The following is a 16,540-nucleotide window of genomic DNA, read 5'->3' as shown; positions in this document are numbered from 1 at the left end:
TTTCGCCCTTGAGGTAGTTGCCCACCACGTAATTCCAGACCAGGTCGTTGGGGCGCAAAAAGCTGAAGGTCGAGGCCAGGTCACCGCCCTTGAGCAAACCGCCCTTGCCCATCTCGGCCTCACGGTACTTGACGGAGTCTTCATCAATAAAGATGTCCAGGATTCCGGTGTCGGTGAAGTCCAGCAGCGAAGTTAGCAGCGTGGCACTGGCCACCGGCTTTTGGCCGCGTGCCGCCAGCACCGACAGCGCCGTGCCCAAAATCGTGCCGCCCACGCAAAAACCCAAGGCATTGATGGTGTCGGCGCCAGTGATTTCCTGCACGACCTCAATGGCCTTGATGGGGGCGTTCTCGATGTAGTCGTCCCAGGTCTTGCCGGCCATGGACTCGTCAGGGTTGCGCCAGCTCACCACAAAGGTGCGATGGCCCTGGGCCACCGCGTAGCGAATCAGGGAGTTTTCGGGCTGCAGATCCAGAATGTAGAACTTGTTGATGCAGGGCGGCACCAGCAGGAAAGGCTTTTCAAACACCTTGCCCGTCAGCGGCCTGTATTCCAGCAACTGGAAGAACTCGTTTTCAAACACCACCGCGCCTTCGGTCGTGGCGACGTTTTTGCCGACCTCAAAGAGGCTCTCATCGGTCATCGACACGTGGCCCTGCTTCATGTCGTGCAGCAGGTTCTGCATCCCCTTGGCAATGCTTTCACCCTTGCTCTCCAGCGCTTTTTGTTGCGCATCGGCGTTCAGGGCCAGAAAATTGCTGGGCGCGGAAGCCGCCATGCACTGCTCAACCGCAAAGCGCACACGCGCCCGGGTTTTGGCGTCGCCTTCCACGGCCTCGGCCAGGTCCATCATGGTGCGGGTGTTCAGCAGGTGAGTGGAGGCCGAAAACTTTGAAACCGGATTGGCCTTCCAGGCGTCAGCCGAAAACCGGCGGTCGGCGCTGATCGTCGTGTCGGCACTGGCCTGCAGGCCCTGGTTCCACAGCGCCGAGGCGTCCGCAATGTACCGCTGTTGCAGCGCCTGCAGCTTGGCGGCGTCAAAACGGAGGGGGGACTGATGGAGCGGGGAAAGTTGGGACGTATCGATGGGCGCAAAGCCGGCGAACTTGCCCACTGCCGCCAGCGCACCCATGGCCTGCTGCAAGCCTGCACTGAAGGTCTCTTGCATTTGTTGAGCCGCGTCGGCCAAGTTTGCGTCAGAATTCATGCTCGTCTCCTGGAATCGCAGCCGGTCCGGGTGAACCTTTGACGTCCACTTTAAGTATCGTAGGATTTACCTTGAAATTCCTGACAAAAACGAGAGTTTTATGTATTTGGTCGTGATCGCCTGGATGTATGTGGTGCTCATGATGAGTGTTGCCGAAGCCACCAACAGCAACGGAACGGTGCTGGGCGCCCTCGTCACCTTTGTACTCTATGGTGTGGGGCCCGTGCTATTGGTGGTTTACCTGATGGGGGCACCGGCACGCGGCAAGGCCATCAAAAAACGTGAAGCCGAGGAGCGTGCCAGACACGCGGCGGCCAAGTCCGGCGTCGCACCGGAGGCAGGCGCAATGAGCCCGTCAGACCCGCCAGATGCAGGCCGCCATGCGCCCGGTGGTGCCGAAACCGTTGCCCTGGACGCCAGCGTCGCGTCGGTGGGAAAAGAACCTTGAAGGGTTGCTAACGGTGCACCAGGGCGCACTGCCGTCGTTGCCATAAATCTGTGTGATGCCGAGGGCCTGCAGGCGAAGCCTGGCCAGTCCGGGCAGATCGGCGAAGTATTTTCCGCTTTCACCGCTTTCAGCGAACAGTCGGCCGGCTCCGGGCAGCGCTGCTTCAAACGCGGCCTTGACTTCAGGGCCGACCTCAAACGCCGTGGGCCCGATGCAAGGCCCCAGCCACGCTATTGTTTTAATAGCTGTCTGTGCCCGTCTCACCTTGGCTAGAGCCCTAAAAGATGCATAAACCGACTCCAGAACGCCCTGCCCCCCTGGGTCGCCGCTGCCTGCCAGGCCGCGCCAGCCTGCGTGCGCAGCTGCCACCACATCGCCGCCCTCGGTGGTCAGCAGTACCGGCAGGCAGTCGGCAACCATGATGGTGCACGCCACCTGCCGCTGCACTGTGACGCAGGCGTCGGCTGGATGCCCGTCGAGGGTGGCGGCGTCAAGCTCCAGCACCTGGCAGCCATGAACCTGGTTAAGAAATACGGTGCGGGCGCCGGTGGCCCGCTGCAGCAAGGCACGGTTTTCAGCCACCTGCCCGGGCAAGTCACCGACATGGTCGCCCAGGTTCATGCTGTCAAAAGGCGCGGCCGACACGCCGCCCCTGCGGGTGGTGAACACGGCCCGAACGCCCGCAGGCGCTGGCCAGTCGGGAATCAGCCAATCGGCGTGCAAAGCACCCACCGCCTCAAGCCTCGTGGTCGGGGCAGGCAGACGGATGCGCCTTCTGGAAAGCGGGCAGCGCCATGCAGGCCTCAAAAGCCGCCATGGTGCGCGGCAGCCCGTCCAGATTCACATCAAAGCGCTGGGCGTTGTAGATTTGCGGCACCAGGCAGCAGTCGGCCAGCGTGGGGGCATGGCCGTAGCAGTAAGTGGCGGCCGGCAACCGCTTGAGCTGGCGCTCGAAGGCCTGCAGCCCCTCGCGGCACCAGTGGCGGTACCAGGCGTTTTTGGCCTCTTCGCCCACCTTGAGCTCCCTGAGCAGGTACTTGAGCACGCGCAGGTTGTTGAGCGGGTGAATCTCGCAGGCAATCGACTGCGCCAGCGCACGCACTTTGGCGCGGCCCAGGGCGTCGGCCGGCAGCAGCGCCGGGGCGGGGTACTTTTCGTCCAGGTATTCAATGATGGCCATCGACTGCGACAGCTTTTCACCGTCGACTTCCAGCAGCGGCACCAGGGTGTCGGCCGACAGGGCGGCATAGGCATCCTGCTTGTGCTCCCCCTTGGCCAGGTGAACGGCGACGTACTCGTAAGCCAGCCCCTTGAGTTCAAGCGCAATCCGCACGCGAAAGGAGGCTGAAGAACGGAAATAGTTGTGGAGTTTCATGGCGCAAAGCATAAACCGAATCGCCTGCGCGACCGGCGTCAGGGCCGGGCGCCGCCCTAGCCCAGCGCGCCAAAGCGGGTGCCCGCCTGCTTGAGGCCCCAGAGCAACTCGACCAGCGCCGGGTTGTTCAGCAGGGGCTCGCCCATCAGCACCAGCCAGTAGCCTGCCCCGTCCACCCAGAGCGGCAGGAAGCAATGGCTTGGCAGCAAAAACTCGGGATCACGGTGAAAAGCGACATAGCGCGAGCCGCCGTCCCAGCCACGCCGCGCCTGCCGCGCCGCGAAATCAGAGTAATCGGCGGCGGCGGCGCACAGGGTCTCGGCCTCGTCCTGATCCACGCCGGCCCGGCCCAGGCAAAAACCGCCTTCGGAGGCCAGCACCGCACGGCGCTCGCCCGACAGCGAGGCGATCACATGCGGCAAGAAGTCATCCAGACGCGCATCCGGCCCCTGCAGCGGGCGGCTCAGCGGCTGCACCCAGCCGTTCTCGAGGGCGGTCGCCAAGGCTGCAGGCGCCAGCGGATCGGCGGCGAACCAGGCGCTCAGGTCCAGCGCCCGCTCGCCCGTCAGCAAGACTTGCAGGGCAGATTCGGACGCGTCCGGTGTTTTGCGGGCAAACGCGTGCAGCGCGCCAGCCGGCGTCAACATGAAATATTCGGATGCAATGGAGGTCATGGCGTAGCCTGGCAAAAGTATTCAAGCGTTTTTTATGGCTGCTTCAGGATCAGGGCGCGCGCTCAAACCGGCCTTGCATCAGTGACCACAAAAAGGATTCCAGTGGCTGGATCGGTATGTCCAGACGCAGCGCACGCGCCATGGCGTCCTTGTCGTCGATCGGATCGCGCCGTGGCTGATGCGAGTGCGTCGCCCTGACACAGGCCTTGCAGCACCGGGACGGGTGTGTTGCTCGCCACCCATCGTTCACCGGGCTCGAAGATCAACCGGTTCAGAAAGGTCACCCGGACCTCGAACGGCTGCCGCAGGGCCAGCGCCTCGGCAAGCTTGCGCAAAAACAGCTGCGGCTCAGATTCAGGGAACGCGTCAAGGCGGGCCTGAAACTCGCTGGCGGTCATCTCGCCGCTTTCAACCAGAGACGCGGCAGGGAAAGGGGATGACACGCTGGCAGGGATCACGGGGGCGACCGATGCAGCGGGTGCGCGCACCGTGGCAGGCTCGGGTGGCAGGGCCGGCAACGCCACTGGCGCCGCACGGCTTGCCCGCCCTGCCGCGGCCAGCTTTAGCGCCGCCCGCATGTCTTCGATGCCATACGGCTTGTGCAGCAGCACCAGCGACTGGCTTTCAAGGCGGCGCGCATCCAGTGCCGACCAGGTCTGGTCAAACGCGGGCGCCACCAGCACCGCTGGCGCACCCTTGAGCGACTCAAAGAGATCGCCCTGTGCTGCTTCAGTCCAGCGCGCCAGTCCCCAGCCCGCGAGATCAACCACATACAGGTCCGCTGGCGGCAGCGACACGCCCCGCCCCGCCGGCACCGCATTGCACTGCCAGCCCGGCAGCGACTTGCCCACCAGCATATCCAGCGCCACCGCTTCGCGTACCATCAGGCCCGCCAATGCCACGTTCATGTGCACGCCCGGGTTTGCTCCAGTTGCAGGCTGACAGCCGCCCAGTCGTCGGGCAGCGAAGCGCCGGACTTGAGCAGGGCGCGGCGCGCCAGCATGAAGGCCAGGTTGTCGTGGCAAGTCACACAATGGTGCAAAAATTCGCGCTGGGCGGGCTGGTCAGCGGCGGCAAAGGCCAGCACGGCCTGCCCGGCCAGCAGGCGGGAATCGTCCACGCTGCAGCGCCGGGCGCGGGTGGAAATGTCAGCCGAGGGATGGGCGAGCACGCTCCAGCGTGTCGCCAGAGGATGGATGGCAGGCAACGCCGTCTGTGCGGTTTGCGCCTCAAACCAGCGGGTTGCATGCGCCGACAGGCGTTCACGCACCAGCTGCAGGGCCGTGCGCTTGAGTGGCTCGTCGCGCGCGCCAAAGCAGCTGAACAGGTCAGCCAGCGCGCCCTGCACCGGCTCGGCACCCGCCAGCGCAAGCGAGGCCTGCAGGCGCGCCATGTGCGCGCCGATGTCGTCGGGCTTGCGCAGCAGGTGGCGGGCATGCCGGCGCACCGCCTGCCTGGCAGCCAGCAGTCGGAGAGCCGCCTCGGGGTACGCGTCCTTAGTCAAGCAGCGTGTCCATGAGGTCGATCATGAACTCGGCCTCTTCCCGGGTCATGGGCTCAAAGCCCTTGGGCAGGCCCAGCGCGTCCAGCACGTCGGCGTCACCCCGATCGCGCGCCATACCCAGCAGCGCCTCGCTGATGCGGGGCAACTCGCTGACCATGCGCGGATGCGCCAGCACCACGTGCGAGATGTCGCTGATACGGCTTTCGACCAGCACGCGCAGCTGGCTGCGCGTCATGCGCGTCAGCGACGCATAGGACTCGGCCAGAAAGAACGCGGCCTGCACCTCGCCCTTGATGGCCAGGCGGGCGGCGGCCTGAAAACTGTCCACGGGCACCCACTCGATCAGCGACTCGTTCAGGTCGGCCGGCTCCAGCAGGCGCAAGCCAATGAGCTTGACGTCCTTGTTGTCCGTCAGCGCGATGCGGCTGCCGGGCTTGATGTCCTCCAGCTTTTGCAGGCCGGACTCGGCTCTGCAGGCAATCACCATCTCGTCAAAACACCCGGCGGGCCGCGCGAACGGTACAAAGCCCTGGCTGCGGATCATGTCGGCGGCGTCAAAAGGATTGGCGTACACCAGATCGGCTTTGCCGTCGGCCAGCAAGGCGGCCTGCTCGGCCGGACTGGCCGGGGTGAGCAGGTGCAGATGAATGCCGGAACGGCGCTGCAGCAGCGTGTTGAGCATGTGCCAGCCCGCGAAGCGTTCCGGCGAAAAATCGGGCGCAATCAAAAAATTGAGGGTCATGATGCGGCTTTTTCTTTTTCCTGTTCCAGCCATTGGCGGTACACCGGGATCAGCTCGTCGATACGGGTGCGGGAAGGCTTGCGGCGTACCGAGGTATAGCCCGCAATCTGCCCATGACGGATGTTGGGAACCGCCGTTGCATAGACCCAGTAGTACGCGCCGTCCTTGCGCAGGTTCTTGACGTAACCGTGCCATTTTTTGCCTTCGGCGACCGTGTCCCACAGCCCCTTGAAGGCGGCTTTGGGCATGTCGGGGTGGCGCAGGATGTGGTGCGGCATGCCGATCAGCTCGTCGCGCACCCAGCCGCTCAGTTCAACGAAAGCGTCGTTGGCGTGGGTGATGATGCCGTCAATGTCGGTGCGGGAGACGATCAGGCGCCCTTCCGGGAATGGCACTTCTACTTCAGTGGCGAAGACCGTGCGCGAAGAGCCGTCGGCATAGGTCAGCCTGGACTCGACGGCGTCTGCGGTCGGGCGGGTCATGTCGGAAAGTTTCATGACGACGCTTTCAGATCAGCTTGGTCAGCGTCTCGGCCGCCCGCTTGATGTCCAGAAAGATCAGGCCCAGCTTGGCGTTGGACTTGGCCAGCACCGTCAGCACAGCCTCGGGCCCGGCCGAACTCATGATCACGTAACCGCGCTCGCCCTGAATCAATACGCGCTCCAGCGTGCCGCGCGTCAACTCGCGCGCGGTGCGTTCACCCAGCGACAGCAAGGCAGCAGACATGGCGCCTATGCGGTCCTCGTCCATGCCGTGCGGCAAGGCCGAGGCAATCATCAGGCCGTCGGTGGAAATCAGGGCTGAAGCCTCGATATCGGCCGTTGAACCGTTCAGGTCCTCCAGCGCCTGCTGGAACATATCTGTGCGCATCTTCTACTCCGTACGTCGAACTGAATTTTCAAGCGTTGATTAAACAGGCTTGACGCCTTGTTACTTTTGACACATGTCAAAACTACCTAAAACAAAAGAAACGGTCGCATTGCAACCCTGTTCAGGTCGTTGATATGGCCTGCCAGATCAGGCGGCTGTCCACACTCGACGGTTTGAGGCTAGAGTCAGCACTCCCCCTTCCCAATTGAACACAGGAATTTCCATGATTCTCGAACTCGCCGATATACGCATCCATGCGGGCCAGCAAGCCGCTTTTGATGAAGCCATCCAGCGCGGCATCAACACCGTGATTGCCAGTGCCAAGGGTTTTCAGGGCTACAAGGTCAACAAAGGGATTGAAAACCCCGAGCGCTACATCCTGCAAATCTTCTGGGAGACGCTGGAAAACCACACCATCGATTTCCGGGAGTCACCGGCCTTTGCCGACTGGCGCGCGATTGTCGGGCCGTTTTTTGCAGGCCCGCCCAGCGTCGAGCATTTCGAGCTGCTGGCCAAATCGGACTGACGGCGGTCTTGTAGCGCCATAAAGCCGGGTCTGGCCAGCCCGCTTGATGGCCTGCCGCCTTGTGCACGGCCGAAGGAATCAGACCTTCAAAACTATTCCAATCATGTAAGAAAAACTTTTGGGAAACCTTGTGAAACCGCTTTTCGCCCTCTCACGCGCTACACTTTTAATAGCTGCTTGCGCCCTTCCTGCATGGGCTACAGCTCAAAATATCTTAAAAAATACGGATACTGCCACAGCCTGGCCCAGCAAACCCGTACGCCTGCTGGTCGGTTTTCCTGGCGGCTCCACGCCGGACATGGCCGCACGCACGCTGGCCGAACCCCTGTCCAAAGCGCTGGGCCAGCCCGTCATCGTTGAAAACAGGCCTGGCGCTTCCGGCAACATTGCCGCCGACCAGATTGCCAAGGCGACCGACGACCACACGCTGGGCGTCGTCATCAACGGCAACCTGACCTCGGCCAAGCAGCTCTACCCCCAGCTGCCCTATGACCCGGCCAGGGACTTCACCCCGATCTCGCTGCTGACCACGGCACCGCTGCTGCTGGTCACGCCAGCCGATCAGCCGGCAGGCGCCGCATTTTTTACAGCCGCCCGCCAGGGGGCCGGCCAATGGAACTATGGCTCGGTCGGCAAGGGCTCGGTCGGCCATCTCGGGATGGAGCTGCTCAAAAGCCGCATGCCGGGCCTCACGCCGGTGCATATTCCCTATCCGGGCAATCCGCAGATCGTCACCGCCATGCTGGGCGGCCAGATCCAGATGGCGCTGATCCCACCGGGTGTGGCCATGCCGCACGTACGCTCCGGCAAACTCAGGGCGATTGGCCTGGTCGGTGGGCGCTCGTCGCTGGTGCCGGACGTGCCGCCACTGGCCGAGGCCGGTGTGCCCAACGTCAACCTGGAAGTGTGGACCGCCCTGATTGGCCCGGCCAGTTTGTCCAAAGCGGCGCAGGCCCGCCTGAGCCAGGAAGTGCCGCGCATCATGCGCGAGGCCGAGACGCGGCAAAAGCTGTTTAACCAGGGCTGGCAGGCGGTGGGCACCTCGCCCGACGGCCTGAAAATACGCCTAAAAGACGAAGCGGCGATTCTGGGCAATATCATCCAGACGCGCGGCATCAAGATCGAATAGGCCAGCGTCCGGCCACGGCACGCCGCATGCTGTTCAGTTTTTCAGACCGCCCGGTGCACCAAGCGCTGGGCAACTACAAAGAAGGAAGATTTCCATGAGTTTTGTATTCGCCCCCCCCGCTACGGTTTCCGTGCCTGTTGTAGGCACACAGGAACGCTTTCCGGTACGCCGCATTTACTGTGTGGGCCGCAACTACGAGGAGCACGCCAAAGAGATGGGTTTTACCGGCCGCGAACCGCCTTTTTTCTTCATGAAGCCGGCCGATGCCATCGTCGCGGTCGAGGCAGGCAGCACCGGCAGCATGCCCTACCCCAGCCTGACCCACAACCTGCACCACGAAATAGAACTGGTGGTGGCCATTGGCACGGGTGGCAAAAACATCAAGGCCGCTGACGCCCACACGCACATCTTCGGCTACGCCGTGGGCCTGGACATGACGCGCCGCGACCTGCAGGGCGAAATGAAAAAGCAGGGTCGCCCCTGGTGCATCGGCAAGGCATTCGACCACTCCGCGCCGATTGGCCCGATCACGCCCGCAGCGCAGGCAGGCGACATTGACAACGCCGAAATCTACCTGCAGGTGGACGGGCAAGACCGCCAGCGCAGCCAGGTGTCCAAACTGATCTGGAACATCGGTGAAACCATTGAACACCTGTCCGCCGCCTGGGAACTGCAACCCGGCGACCTGATTTACACCGGCACGCCCGAAGGCGTGGCGGCCGTGGTGGCGGGCGACACCCTGGTGGGCGGCGTGGCGGGCCTGGGCACGCTGAGCATCAAGGTCGGATAAAACAGCGGTCATTTGCGCGATGGACGCACTGGTGTTTCGATCATCGCGCAAATACCCGGCCGCCTTCGGGTAAGCCACCTGACCTGAAATACCGGCGTTTCTGATAATAAAAGCCCTCTGATCCTGGCTATTTGCGCGGGGTCCCCTGCCGTTGCCCCCCGGAGACCACCCTTGAAAATCCTTCAGTCGCTTGCAAAATTCTGCGCCATTATGGCCGGTGTATTGCTCACGGCCATCACCCTTTTGACCTGCGCCAGCCTGCTGGGCCGCAACCTGCTGGGCGCATCGCTGGTTGGTGATTTCGAGCTGACGGGTGTGGTGGCCGGGGCCGCCATCGCGCTCTTCATGCCCTATTGCCAAATCATGCGCGGCAACATCATTGTTGATTTTTTCACCGCCAGGCTGAGCCAAGCCTCCACGGACGGTCTGGACCGTTTCGGGGCCTTGCTGCTGGCCCTGATGTTTGCCCTGCTGACCTGGCGAACGACACTGGGTGGCCTGAATTCCTACACCACCCATTCAGAAACCCAAATTCTGGGCTTTCCCGAGTGGGTGGTATTTGCGGCCATGGTTCCGCCCTTTGTGCTGACCTGCGTGATCGGTCTGTGGCAGTCGCTGCTGGGTTTTGATGACAGCCTGGAGGCCCACGCATGAGCGCCGTCACGCTGGCGCTGCTTATTTTTGGGATCATGCTGGTTTTCATGGCCATCCGTGTGCCCATCGCGGTGGCGATGTTTGCGGCGGGCTCCATCGGCTACGTGATGCAAAGCGGATGGGGGCCGTTTTCAAGCTTCCTCAACACCCAGGCTTTTGCACGCTTTGCCAGCTATGACCTGTCCGTCATTCCCCTATTTATCCTGATGGGCCATTTCGCGACGCAGGGCGGCATCAGCAAAGCCCTCTTTGGCTTTGCGGCCGGCGTGATGGGCCGCTTTAAAGGCGGACTGGCCATGGCCTCGATTCTGGCCTGTGCAGCCTTTGGCGCCATTTGCGGGTCTTCGGTGGCCACCGCCGCCACGATTACCGGTGTGGCCTTGCCAGAGATGAAGCGCCACGGCTATTCGGGGCGGCTGGCCACGGGCACACTGGCGGCGGGCGGCACCCTGGGGATTTTGATTCCACCTTCGGTTCCGCTGGTGATTTACGCCATCCTGACCGAGCAGAACATTGCCAAGCTGTTTGCAGCGGCGATGGTGCCCGGCCTGATCGCCATGCTGGGCTACATGGCGGCGATTGCGATCTACGTCCGGCTGGTGCCCGGGCAAGCCCCCGACGTCGATGACAACCGGCCCACGCTCACACTGCGCTCGTTCTCGGCGGTGCTGCCCATAGGCCTGATCTTTCTGATCGTCTTTGGCGGCATTTATGGCGGCTGGTTCACCCCCACCGAGGGCGCCGCCGTGGGGGCCGCCGCCACCTTTGTGGCCGCGCTGCTCAAGCGGGAAATGAGCTGGGCCAAGTTCAAGCTGTGCTTTTACGCCACTGCGGCCAGCTCGGCCATGATTTTCCTGATCTTCATCGGTGCCGACCTCATGAACTCGGCGCTGGCGCTGACACAGGTCCCCAACCAGCTCGCGGCGGCGGTCGGCAGTTGGGGCCTGTCGCCCCTGATGGTAGTGACGGCCATTTTGCTGTTTTATGTGGTGATGGGTGCCGTGATGGACGAGCTGTCGGTGCTGCTGCTGACCATTCCGATCTTTTTCCCGATGGTCATGGGCCTAGACTTTGGCATGCCGCAAGAGTCCGTCGCGATCTGGTTCGGCATCATGGTACTGATGACCGTGGGCTTTGGTCTGCTGGCGCCGCCGGTGGGACTCAATGTGTACGTCGTGAACAGCCTGGCCAAGGACGTGCCGATCAGCGAAAGTTACAAAGGGGTGATGCCTTTTTTAATCAGCGACACCCTGCGCACCCTTGTTTTGTTGCTCTTCCCCGGCATTTCACTTTGGCTGGTGAAGTATGTCAGTTAAGCGCCCGCCGGGCAGCCAGCTCAGCTGTTGCAAGGGCATGCCCCGGCTTCACACACCAAACCGATTCATTTAAGTTAGCACCCTCGTTTACAGGAGACACACCATGATTCAGCGACGCACCCTTCTCAAATCCAGCGCAGCCGTGGCGCTTGGCGCACCGGCGCTATCGGGGCTGGCCCAGCAGGCCGTGACCCTGAAGTTTCATACCTTCATGTCGCCCCAGTCGCAAGTCTGGCTGGGCATGCACAAGCCCTGGATGGAAAAAGTTGAAAAAGAGTCCGGTGGCCGCATCAAGTTTGAGGCCTACCCGGCGATGCAGCTCGGCGGCACGCCGGTGCAGCTGTATGACCAGGCCAAGGATGGGGTGGTTGACGTGATCTGGACCCTGCCCGGCAACACGGCGGGGCGCTTTCCGCGCATCGAGGTGTTCGAGCTTCCGTTCATGATGAGCAACGCCGAAGCCACCTCGAAAGCCTACTGGGAATACGTACAAACCGTGGCCCAGGACGAGTTCAAGGACACCCAAGTGCTGGCGCTGCATGTGCATGGTCCCGGCGTCATCCATACTGTGGACAAGCCGGTCAAATCGATTGAAGACATGCGCGGCCTCAAGCTGCGCGCGCCCACGCGCCAGGTCACAAAACTGCTGGCCATGTTGGGCGCCACCCCGGTTGGCATGCCGCTGCCGCAAATTCCTGACGCGCTGAGCAAAGGCACGATCAAAGGCTGCGTCATTCCGTGGGAAGTCGTGCCCTCGGTCAAGGTCAATGAACTGACCAAATATCATGCCGAATTCGACCCCGCCGGTGGCAGCCTATACACCACCACTTTCGTGATGGCCATGAACAAGGCCAAATACAACGCGCTGGCGCCTGACCTGAAAAAAGTCATCGACAACAACTCCGGCATGGCCACTTCCGCCATGCTGGGCAAGGTCCAGCAGGGCAATGACGTTCCCGGCCGCAAGAGCGCCAGCGACCGCGGCAACAGCATTTACACGGTCAGCCCCGCCGAGGCGCAGGAATTTCGCCGCAAGTCGCGCACCGTGGAAGTGGAGTGGGTACAAGACATGAACAAAAAGGGCTTCGACGGCAAAAAACTGCTGGACACGGCGCGCAGCCTGATCGAGAAACACACCAAAACCAGCAAGAGTTGAGCTGGTGACCGGCCGCACAGCCAGGTGTTGCAGGCGATTCCTGAAAAACCGGCCCCACGTCCGGTTTTTTAGTGGTCTGTTGGTGGTGTGGCCGAGGCTCAAAGCCCTGCATTAGGGCGAGCGTGCCCAATCCGCCACTGTTTTTTGTAGGGCGTGTATGGACCGGAGACATGGGAAACGGGTGTACAGGGACATAGTAGACACCATGCGGTTTCAGGAAACAGCAGTGTCAGCACCCCGTCCAAGGCGGCAGGTTAGCGGCCCAGTCCGCCAGCAACTTTCTGAATTGCGCCACTGCTGGCACGGCATCGTCAGTGCGCCACAACACATAGACATCGCCATTGAGGTCACCGCCGGGCGCCTTGAGAACACGCTTTCGGGCAATGCCGGCTTTGGCGGGGTTGAAAAGTTTGCAGGTGACCACGGCATCGGCCCGCAGCATGGCCATCGATGCCGGCACCAGGGCCACGCCCAGGCCAGCAGCCACCAGATTCAGCGCAGCGGGAATTTCCACCACCTGCTGAACAATGCGCGGCGCAAAGCCCGCCTGCACGCAGGCCTCAAACAGGCGCATGGCAAAGGGCGAAGAGTCCAGCCGCAAGAAAACAAAGTCTTCGTCATGAAGCTCGGCCAGGCTGAGTTGGCTGCGGCCTGCCAGCCGGTGACCCGGCGGCAAGGCCACCACCAAGGGGTCGCGCCACAGCAATGCAGCACTGATCTGCTCGTCATTGAGAGGGTTGCGCGACACGCTCAGGTCCAGCCGCCCGTCGCGCAGCGCCTGCAAATGGTCAGACGGTTTCATCTCATTCAGCGCCACCTCCACCTCGGGCCGCTGCAGGCGAAACTGCTGAATGAATTTGGGGAACGGCCCCAGAAAGTGGGAACCGGCCAGGCCCACCTGCACCCGCCCCTGCAGGCCGCTGGCCACGCGCGTCACATGGCTGCGCGCCTCGTCCAGCCGCGCCAGCACCGCCTGCGCGTGGGGCAAAAAAGCGTGTCCCGCCGCACTCAGTGCCACACTGCGGCTGGTACGGTCAAACAACCGTGCGCCCAGCTCGGCTTCCAGGCTGGCGATTTGAAAACTCAAGGGCGGCTGCGACACATGAAGCCGGCGTGCAGCACGGGTGAAGCTCAGCTCGTCAGCAAGGACCGTGAAGTATCGGATCTGGCGCAGTTCCATGGCGTATATTTATCTTTTTTCAGTATGGATTCATCTTGATTATGTATTTGCCAGTATGAATTAAACAGCAAAGAATCAAGCCATCTCACAGCCATCAGGAAACACACCATGCAAGCGACTGAACAACCGGCCGGCAGGAATTACCGGGTCGGCCTTATCGTGCCGAGCTCCAACACCACCATGGAGACCGAAATTCCGGCCATGCTGCGGGCGCGCGAGCTGGTACTGCCCGAGCGCTTTACCTTTCATTCAAGCCGCATGCGCATGAAATCGGTCACCAGGGAAGAGCTGGCAGCCATGGACTGCGACTCCGACCGCTGCGCGCTGGAGTTGTCAGACGCCCGCGTGGACACCATGGGCTACGCCTGCCTGGTGGCCATCATGAGCATGGGCAATGGCTATCACCGTGAGTCGCAGCGCCGACTGCACGACGTGACCGTGGCCAATGGCGCACCGACGCCCATCATCACGAGCGCTGGCGCGCTGGTTGAAGGCTTGCAGGCCCTCGGCGCCAAACGCGTGGCCATCATCGCGCCCTACATGAAGCCCTTGACCCAGCTGGTGATTGATTACATTGAAAACGAAGGCATTGAAGTGATCGACAGCATCTCGCTCGAAATCCACGACAACCTTGCCGTGGGCGCCCGCGACCCGATGGCCCCGGCCGAGCTGTTCAAGCAGCTCAACACCAAGGGCGCAGACGCCATCGTCGCCTCGGCCTGTGTGCAGATGCCCTCACTGGCTTCCGTGCCCCTGATTGAGGCGGCCAGCGGGCTGCCCGTTGTCTCCAGTGCAGTCTGCACCACCTATGCGCTACTCAAAAGCATCGGGCTTGAGCGGCGCGTACCCGGTGCTGGCGCCTTGCTGTCCGGTCGATATTGATCACCGATTACTGATTACTGATTACTAGAAAGAGACTTGCATCATGAACACACGCACCAAAAACCCACGCCTTCGCTCCACACCGCTTCGCCAGCTGCTGGCAAGCGCTGCGGCCACGCTGCTCACCAGCGCGGCGCTGGCCCAGGCCTATCCCACCAAGCCGATCACGCTGATCGTGCCCAACCCACCGGGCGGCTTTGTGGATGCATCTGCCCGCATCCTCTCCGATTCTCTGGCAAAAGTGACCAGCCAGGCGGTCGTGGTGGACAACCGGGGCGGCGGCAGCGGCAACGTGGCCTATCAGCATGTGGCCCGCGCCAACCCCGATGGCTACACACTGCTCAACTCTTATTCGGCCTACCACGTTGGCAATCCCAACCTCACGCCCAAGCTCCCGTGGGCGCAAAAAGATTTTGTACCCGTGGCGCTGATCACGGTGGCCACCAATGTGATCACGGTTCACCCTTCGGTGCCCGCCAACAATCTCGGCGAATTCATCAGCTACCTCAAGGCCAACCCTGGAAAGCTCAGCTATGCCAGCCAGGGCAACGGTTCGCTCTCGCACATCGGCACTGAAATGTTCAAGCTGCAAACCCAGACCAGCATGGTGCACATTCCGTACCGCGGCTCCGGCCCGGCGTTGCAAGACGTGCTCTCGGGTCAGGTGCAAGTATTCATCACGACACCCCCCTCGGTGATGGGGCAGGTGCAGGTTGGCAAACTCAAGGGCCTTGCGGTGGCCGGAAAAGCCCGCCACCCGGGCATGCCCACTGTACCCACCACCTCGGAGGCAGGCCTCAAAGGGTTCGAGCTTGAAGCCTGGGTGGGTATCTTCGCACCAGCGGCTACGCCCGCCGATGTAGTGGCCAAACTCAGCCAGCAAATCAAGACGGCGCTCGAACTGCCAGAAACAAAGACCCGCGCCGACGGCGCTGGCGTAGAACTTCGTTACTTGCCGCCCGCCGCACTGGACGCCCTGGTCAAAAAAGAAACCGACTTCTGGGCGAAGACCATCAAAACGGCTGGCATCAAGGCAGAGTGATTTTTGAATTGAAACCCTCGCCTTCACGGCGAGGGGAAACACCCCATGGGGGCGGCCCACGCAAAGCCTGATGACCCGGCGGGCCGCAGACCAGGCCGCCTCAAAGCCGGGTACAGGCCATTTTTAACCTTTTTTGCCTCCAGCGCAATATCCACGGGCGCCATGAGCTATTACTTCAGTAGCGACTACCGCATCAATGCCGGCCCGGTCGCTGGCGTGCAGCGGCGCACAAAATCGCTACACTTATTTGATGCATCGCCCACCCCTGAAACACTGCCGCGTTTGCGGGACCGCCGTGGCTTACCGCCTGCCTGATGACGGCGACACCAAAGAGCGGGCGGTCTGCCCCGCCTGCCACACCGTGCACTACGAAAATCCGCTCAATGTGGTGGGCACCGTGCCGGTTTGGGGTGAAAACGGCGCCCAAGTGCTGCTGTGCAAGCGCAATATCGAGCCACGCTGGGGCAAATGGACCTTGCCAGCCGGCTTCATGGAAATGGGCGAAACCACCGCGCAAGGTGCCGCCCGCGAAACCGACGAAGAAGCCGGCGCCCAGTTTGAAATGCAGGGCCTCTTTGCCATCATGAACGTGGTGCGTGTGGGGCAGGTTCATTTGTTTTACCGCGCCCAGCTGCTCAGCGCCGAATTCAGCCCCGGCCATGAAACCATAGAAGCCAGACTATTCACCGAGGCGGAAATTCCCTGGGACGAGATTGCGTTCCATACGGTCAAACACACGCTAGAGCGCTACTTTTCAGACCGCCGCAAAGGCAGTTTTGGCATCCACACCGTCGATATTGTCTGAGCGCCGGCCTCACCTCAATGTAAGCAAGTGCGCCTGGCACCGCAAGCGTCACTTAGAATTTAAAAAGCCGGTCAGCAGGCCCCGCAGTGTCGGTTGACCCCTCGATTGCGTCGACCCCATCGCCTCCCACCACCCAATACCCCGGAATTTCATGTTCAAATCCGCCTCCTTTTTCCGTATTTCCGACGACTTTGTGATGCCCCCGCTAGATACGCTTGAGGAAGCCCTCCAGGCCGCCCG

The 16,540-nt window shown here is 62.1% G+C and carries 20 protein-coding genes; 10 read left to right on the top strand and 10 right to left on the bottom strand.

Annotation, left to right across the window (positions count from 1 at the left end; all coding sequences use genetic code 11):
- Nucleotides 1-1,207 (bottom strand): alpha/beta hydrolase (locus Q8K05_RS01320; protein ID WP_305244747.1); only part of this gene is annotated, 1,207 nt, incomplete at its 3' end.
- A gap of 100 nt (nucleotides 1,208-1,307) precedes the next feature.
- Between Q8K05_RS01320 and Q8K05_RS01315 the strand changes: the two genes are divergently transcribed.
- Nucleotides 1,308-1,655, top strand: coding sequence for a hypothetical protein (locus Q8K05_RS01315; RefSeq protein WP_305244746.1), 348 nt, complete (start codon nucleotides 1,308-1,310; stop codon nucleotides 1,653-1,655).
- Here the strand turns inward: Q8K05_RS01315 and pgeF are convergent.
- The 8 genes from pgeF to Q8K05_RS01275 all read right to left on the bottom strand — a co-directional run bounded on the left by pgeF (nucleotide 1,563) and on the right by Q8K05_RS01275 (nucleotide 6,820).
- On the bottom strand, nucleotides 1,563-2,378 hold the full coding sequence (pgeF, locus tag Q8K05_RS01310; protein ID WP_305244748.1) for a peptidoglycan editing factor PgeF: 816 nt from the start codon (nucleotides 2,376-2,378) through the stop codon (nucleotides 1,563-1,565). The genes Q8K05_RS01315 and pgeF overlap by 93 nt on opposite strands.
- A 13-nt stretch (nucleotides 2,379-2,391) precedes the next feature.
- On the bottom strand, nucleotides 2,392-3,030 hold the full coding sequence (gene maiA / locus Q8K05_RS01305) for a maleylacetoacetate isomerase (protein ID WP_305244745.1): 639 nt from the start codon (nucleotides 3,028-3,030) through the stop codon (nucleotides 2,392-2,394).
- 56 nt (nucleotides 3,031-3,086) lie between these two features.
- Entirely contained in the window at nucleotides 3,087-3,704 is a 618-nt protein-coding gene (locus tag Q8K05_RS01300; protein WP_305244744.1) for a hypothetical protein, read from the bottom strand.
- A 62-nt stretch (nucleotides 3,705-3,766) separates the two neighbouring features.
- Nucleotides 3,767-4,612, bottom strand: a complete 846-nt coding sequence (locus Q8K05_RS01295; RefSeq protein ID WP_305244743.1) for a hypothetical protein — start codon at nucleotides 4,610-4,612, stop codon at nucleotides 3,767-3,769.
- Nucleotides 4,609-5,208 (bottom strand): hypothetical protein, encoded by a 600-nt coding sequence (locus tag Q8K05_RS01290; RefSeq protein WP_305244742.1) that lies wholly within the window; start codon nucleotides 5,206-5,208, stop codon nucleotides 4,609-4,611. Before Q8K05_RS01290 ends, Q8K05_RS01295 begins: the two co-directional genes overlap by 4 nt.
- On the bottom strand, nucleotides 5,201-5,950 hold the full coding sequence (locus Q8K05_RS01285; protein WP_305244741.1) for a phosphate/phosphite/phosphonate ABC transporter substrate-binding protein: 750 nt from the start codon (nucleotides 5,948-5,950) through the stop codon (nucleotides 5,201-5,203). The genes Q8K05_RS01290 and Q8K05_RS01285 overlap by 8 nt, the downstream gene beginning before the upstream one ends.
- Nucleotides 5,947-6,447, bottom strand: coding sequence for a PAS domain-containing protein (locus tag Q8K05_RS01280; protein WP_305244740.1), 501 nt, complete (start codon nucleotides 6,445-6,447; stop codon nucleotides 5,947-5,949). Before Q8K05_RS01280 ends, Q8K05_RS01285 begins: the two co-directional genes overlap by 4 nt.
- A 10-nt stretch (nucleotides 6,448-6,457) precedes the next feature.
- Nucleotides 6,458-6,820 (bottom strand): roadblock/LC7 domain-containing protein, encoded by a 363-nt coding sequence (locus Q8K05_RS01275; RefSeq protein ID WP_293469261.1) that lies wholly within the window; start codon nucleotides 6,818-6,820, stop codon nucleotides 6,458-6,460.
- Between the two features lie 223 nt (nucleotides 6,821-7,043).
- Between Q8K05_RS01275 and Q8K05_RS01270 the strand changes: the two genes are divergently transcribed.
- The 6 genes from Q8K05_RS01270 to Q8K05_RS01245 all read left to right on the top strand — a co-directional run bounded on the left by Q8K05_RS01270 (nucleotide 7,044) and on the right by Q8K05_RS01245 (nucleotide 12,391).
- On the top strand, nucleotides 7,044-7,346 hold the full coding sequence (locus Q8K05_RS01270) for an antibiotic biosynthesis monooxygenase (protein WP_305244739.1): 303 nt from the start codon (nucleotides 7,044-7,046) through the stop codon (nucleotides 7,344-7,346).
- Between the two features lie 130 nt (nucleotides 7,347-7,476).
- Nucleotides 7,477-8,475 (top strand): tripartite tricarboxylate transporter substrate binding protein, encoded by a 999-nt coding sequence (locus tag Q8K05_RS01265; protein WP_305244738.1) that lies wholly within the window; start codon nucleotides 7,477-7,479, stop codon nucleotides 8,473-8,475.
- A gap of 94 nt (nucleotides 8,476-8,569) precedes the next feature.
- A complete protein-coding gene (locus tag Q8K05_RS01260; RefSeq protein ID WP_305244737.1) occupies nucleotides 8,570-9,265 on the top strand; it encodes a fumarylacetoacetate hydrolase family protein in 696 nt (231 codons plus the stop codon).
- Nucleotides 9,266-9,436: 171 nt separating this feature from the next.
- Entirely contained in the window at nucleotides 9,437-9,919 is a 483-nt protein-coding gene (locus Q8K05_RS01255) for a TRAP transporter small permease (RefSeq protein ID WP_305244736.1), read from the top strand.
- Nucleotides 9,916-11,235, top strand: coding sequence for a TRAP transporter large permease (locus Q8K05_RS01250; protein ID WP_305244735.1), 1,320 nt, complete (start codon nucleotides 9,916-9,918; stop codon nucleotides 11,233-11,235). Before Q8K05_RS01255 ends, Q8K05_RS01250 begins: the two co-directional genes overlap by 4 nt.
- 103 nt (nucleotides 11,236-11,338) lie before the next feature.
- Nucleotides 11,339-12,391: a TRAP transporter substrate-binding protein gene (locus Q8K05_RS01245; protein ID WP_305244734.1), complete on the top strand. Its 1,053-nt coding sequence runs from the start codon at nucleotides 11,339-11,341 to the stop codon at nucleotides 12,389-12,391.
- A gap of 229 nt (nucleotides 12,392-12,620) precedes the next feature.
- Here Q8K05_RS01245 and Q8K05_RS01240 read toward each other — a convergent pair whose 3' ends face one another.
- Nucleotides 12,621-13,571 (bottom strand): LysR substrate-binding domain-containing protein, encoded by a 951-nt coding sequence (locus tag Q8K05_RS01240; RefSeq protein ID WP_305244733.1) that lies wholly within the window; start codon nucleotides 13,569-13,571, stop codon nucleotides 12,621-12,623.
- 108 nt (nucleotides 13,572-13,679) lie between these two features.
- Here Q8K05_RS01240 and Q8K05_RS01235 point away from each other — a divergent pair, with 108 nt between their 5' ends.
- From Q8K05_RS01235 to Q8K05_RS01225, 3 genes are all read left to right on the top strand, one after another.
- Complete coding sequence (locus Q8K05_RS01235) at nucleotides 13,680-14,453, top strand: Asp/Glu racemase (protein ID WP_305244732.1); 774 nt, start codon at nucleotides 13,680-13,682, stop codon at nucleotides 14,451-14,453.
- A 43-nt stretch (nucleotides 14,454-14,496) separates the two neighbouring features.
- Entirely contained in the window at nucleotides 14,497-15,495 is a 999-nt protein-coding gene (locus Q8K05_RS01230) for a tripartite tricarboxylate transporter substrate binding protein (RefSeq protein ID WP_305244731.1), read from the top strand.
- Nucleotides 15,496-15,745: 250 nt separating this feature from the next.
- On the top strand, nucleotides 15,746-16,300 hold the full coding sequence (locus Q8K05_RS01225) for an NUDIX hydrolase (protein ID WP_370868750.1): 555 nt from the start codon (nucleotides 15,746-15,748) through the stop codon (nucleotides 16,298-16,300).
- The last annotated feature ends 240 nt before the right edge of the window (nucleotides 16,301-16,540 follow it).

It is taken from the genome of Polaromonas sp., from assembly GCF_030682935.1.
Lineage (GTDB): Bacteria > Pseudomonadota > Gammaproteobacteria > Burkholderiales > Burkholderiaceae_C > Polaromonas.
Note: the sequence above shows the minus strand (reverse complement) of the source record. Positions and strands in the feature narration are given on the sequence as shown.

Bases quoted from the DNA above. Each gene is read 5' to 3' on its own strand.
- Q8K05_RS01315 (WP_305244746.1), top strand. From the start codon at position 1,308: ATGTATTTGGTCGTGATCGCCTGGATGTATGTGGTGCTCATGATGAGT.
- maiA (WP_305244745.1), bottom strand. From the start codon at position 3,030: ATGAAACTCCACAACTATTTCCGTTCTTCAGCCTCCTTTCGCGTGCGG.
- Q8K05_RS01300 (WP_305244744.1), bottom strand. From the start codon at position 3,704: ATGACCTCCATTGCATCCGAATATTTCATGTTGACGCCGGCTGGCGCG.
- Q8K05_RS01295 (WP_305244743.1), bottom strand. From the start codon at position 4,612: ATGAACGTGGCATTGGCGGGCCTGATGGTACGCGAAGCGGTGGCGCTG.
- Q8K05_RS01285 (WP_305244741.1), bottom strand. From the start codon at position 5,950: ATGACCCTCAATTTTTTGATTGCGCCCGATTTTTCGCCGGAACGCTTC.
- Q8K05_RS01280 (WP_305244740.1), bottom strand. From the start codon at position 6,447: ATGAAACTTTCCGACATGACCCGCCCGACCGCAGACGCCGTCGAGTCC.
- Q8K05_RS01275 (WP_293469261.1), bottom strand. From the start codon at position 6,820: ATGCGCACAGATATGTTCCAGCAGGCGCTGGAGGACCTGAACGGTTCA.
- Q8K05_RS01270 (WP_305244739.1), top strand. From the start codon at position 7,044: ATGATTCTCGAACTCGCCGATATACGCATCCATGCGGGCCAGCAAGCC.
- Q8K05_RS01260 (WP_305244737.1), top strand. From the start codon at position 8,570: ATGAGTTTTGTATTCGCCCCCCCCGCTACGGTTTCCGTGCCTGTTGTA.
- Q8K05_RS01250 (WP_305244735.1), top strand. From the start codon at position 9,916: ATGAGCGCCGTCACGCTGGCGCTGCTTATTTTTGGGATCATGCTGGTT.
- Q8K05_RS01245 (WP_305244734.1), top strand. From the start codon at position 11,339: ATGATTCAGCGACGCACCCTTCTCAAATCCAGCGCAGCCGTGGCGCTT.
- Q8K05_RS01240 (WP_305244733.1), bottom strand. From the start codon at position 13,571: ATGGAACTGCGCCAGATCCGATACTTCACGGTCCTTGCTGACGAGCTG.
- Q8K05_RS01235 (WP_305244732.1), top strand. From the start codon at position 13,680: ATGCAAGCGACTGAACAACCGGCCGGCAGGAATTACCGGGTCGGCCTT.
- Q8K05_RS01230 (WP_305244731.1), top strand. From the start codon at position 14,497: ATGAACACACGCACCAAAAACCCACGCCTTCGCTCCACACCGCTTCGC.
- Q8K05_RS01225 (WP_370868750.1), top strand. From the start codon at position 15,746: ATGCATCGCCCACCCCTGAAACACTGCCGCGTTTGCGGGACCGCCGTG.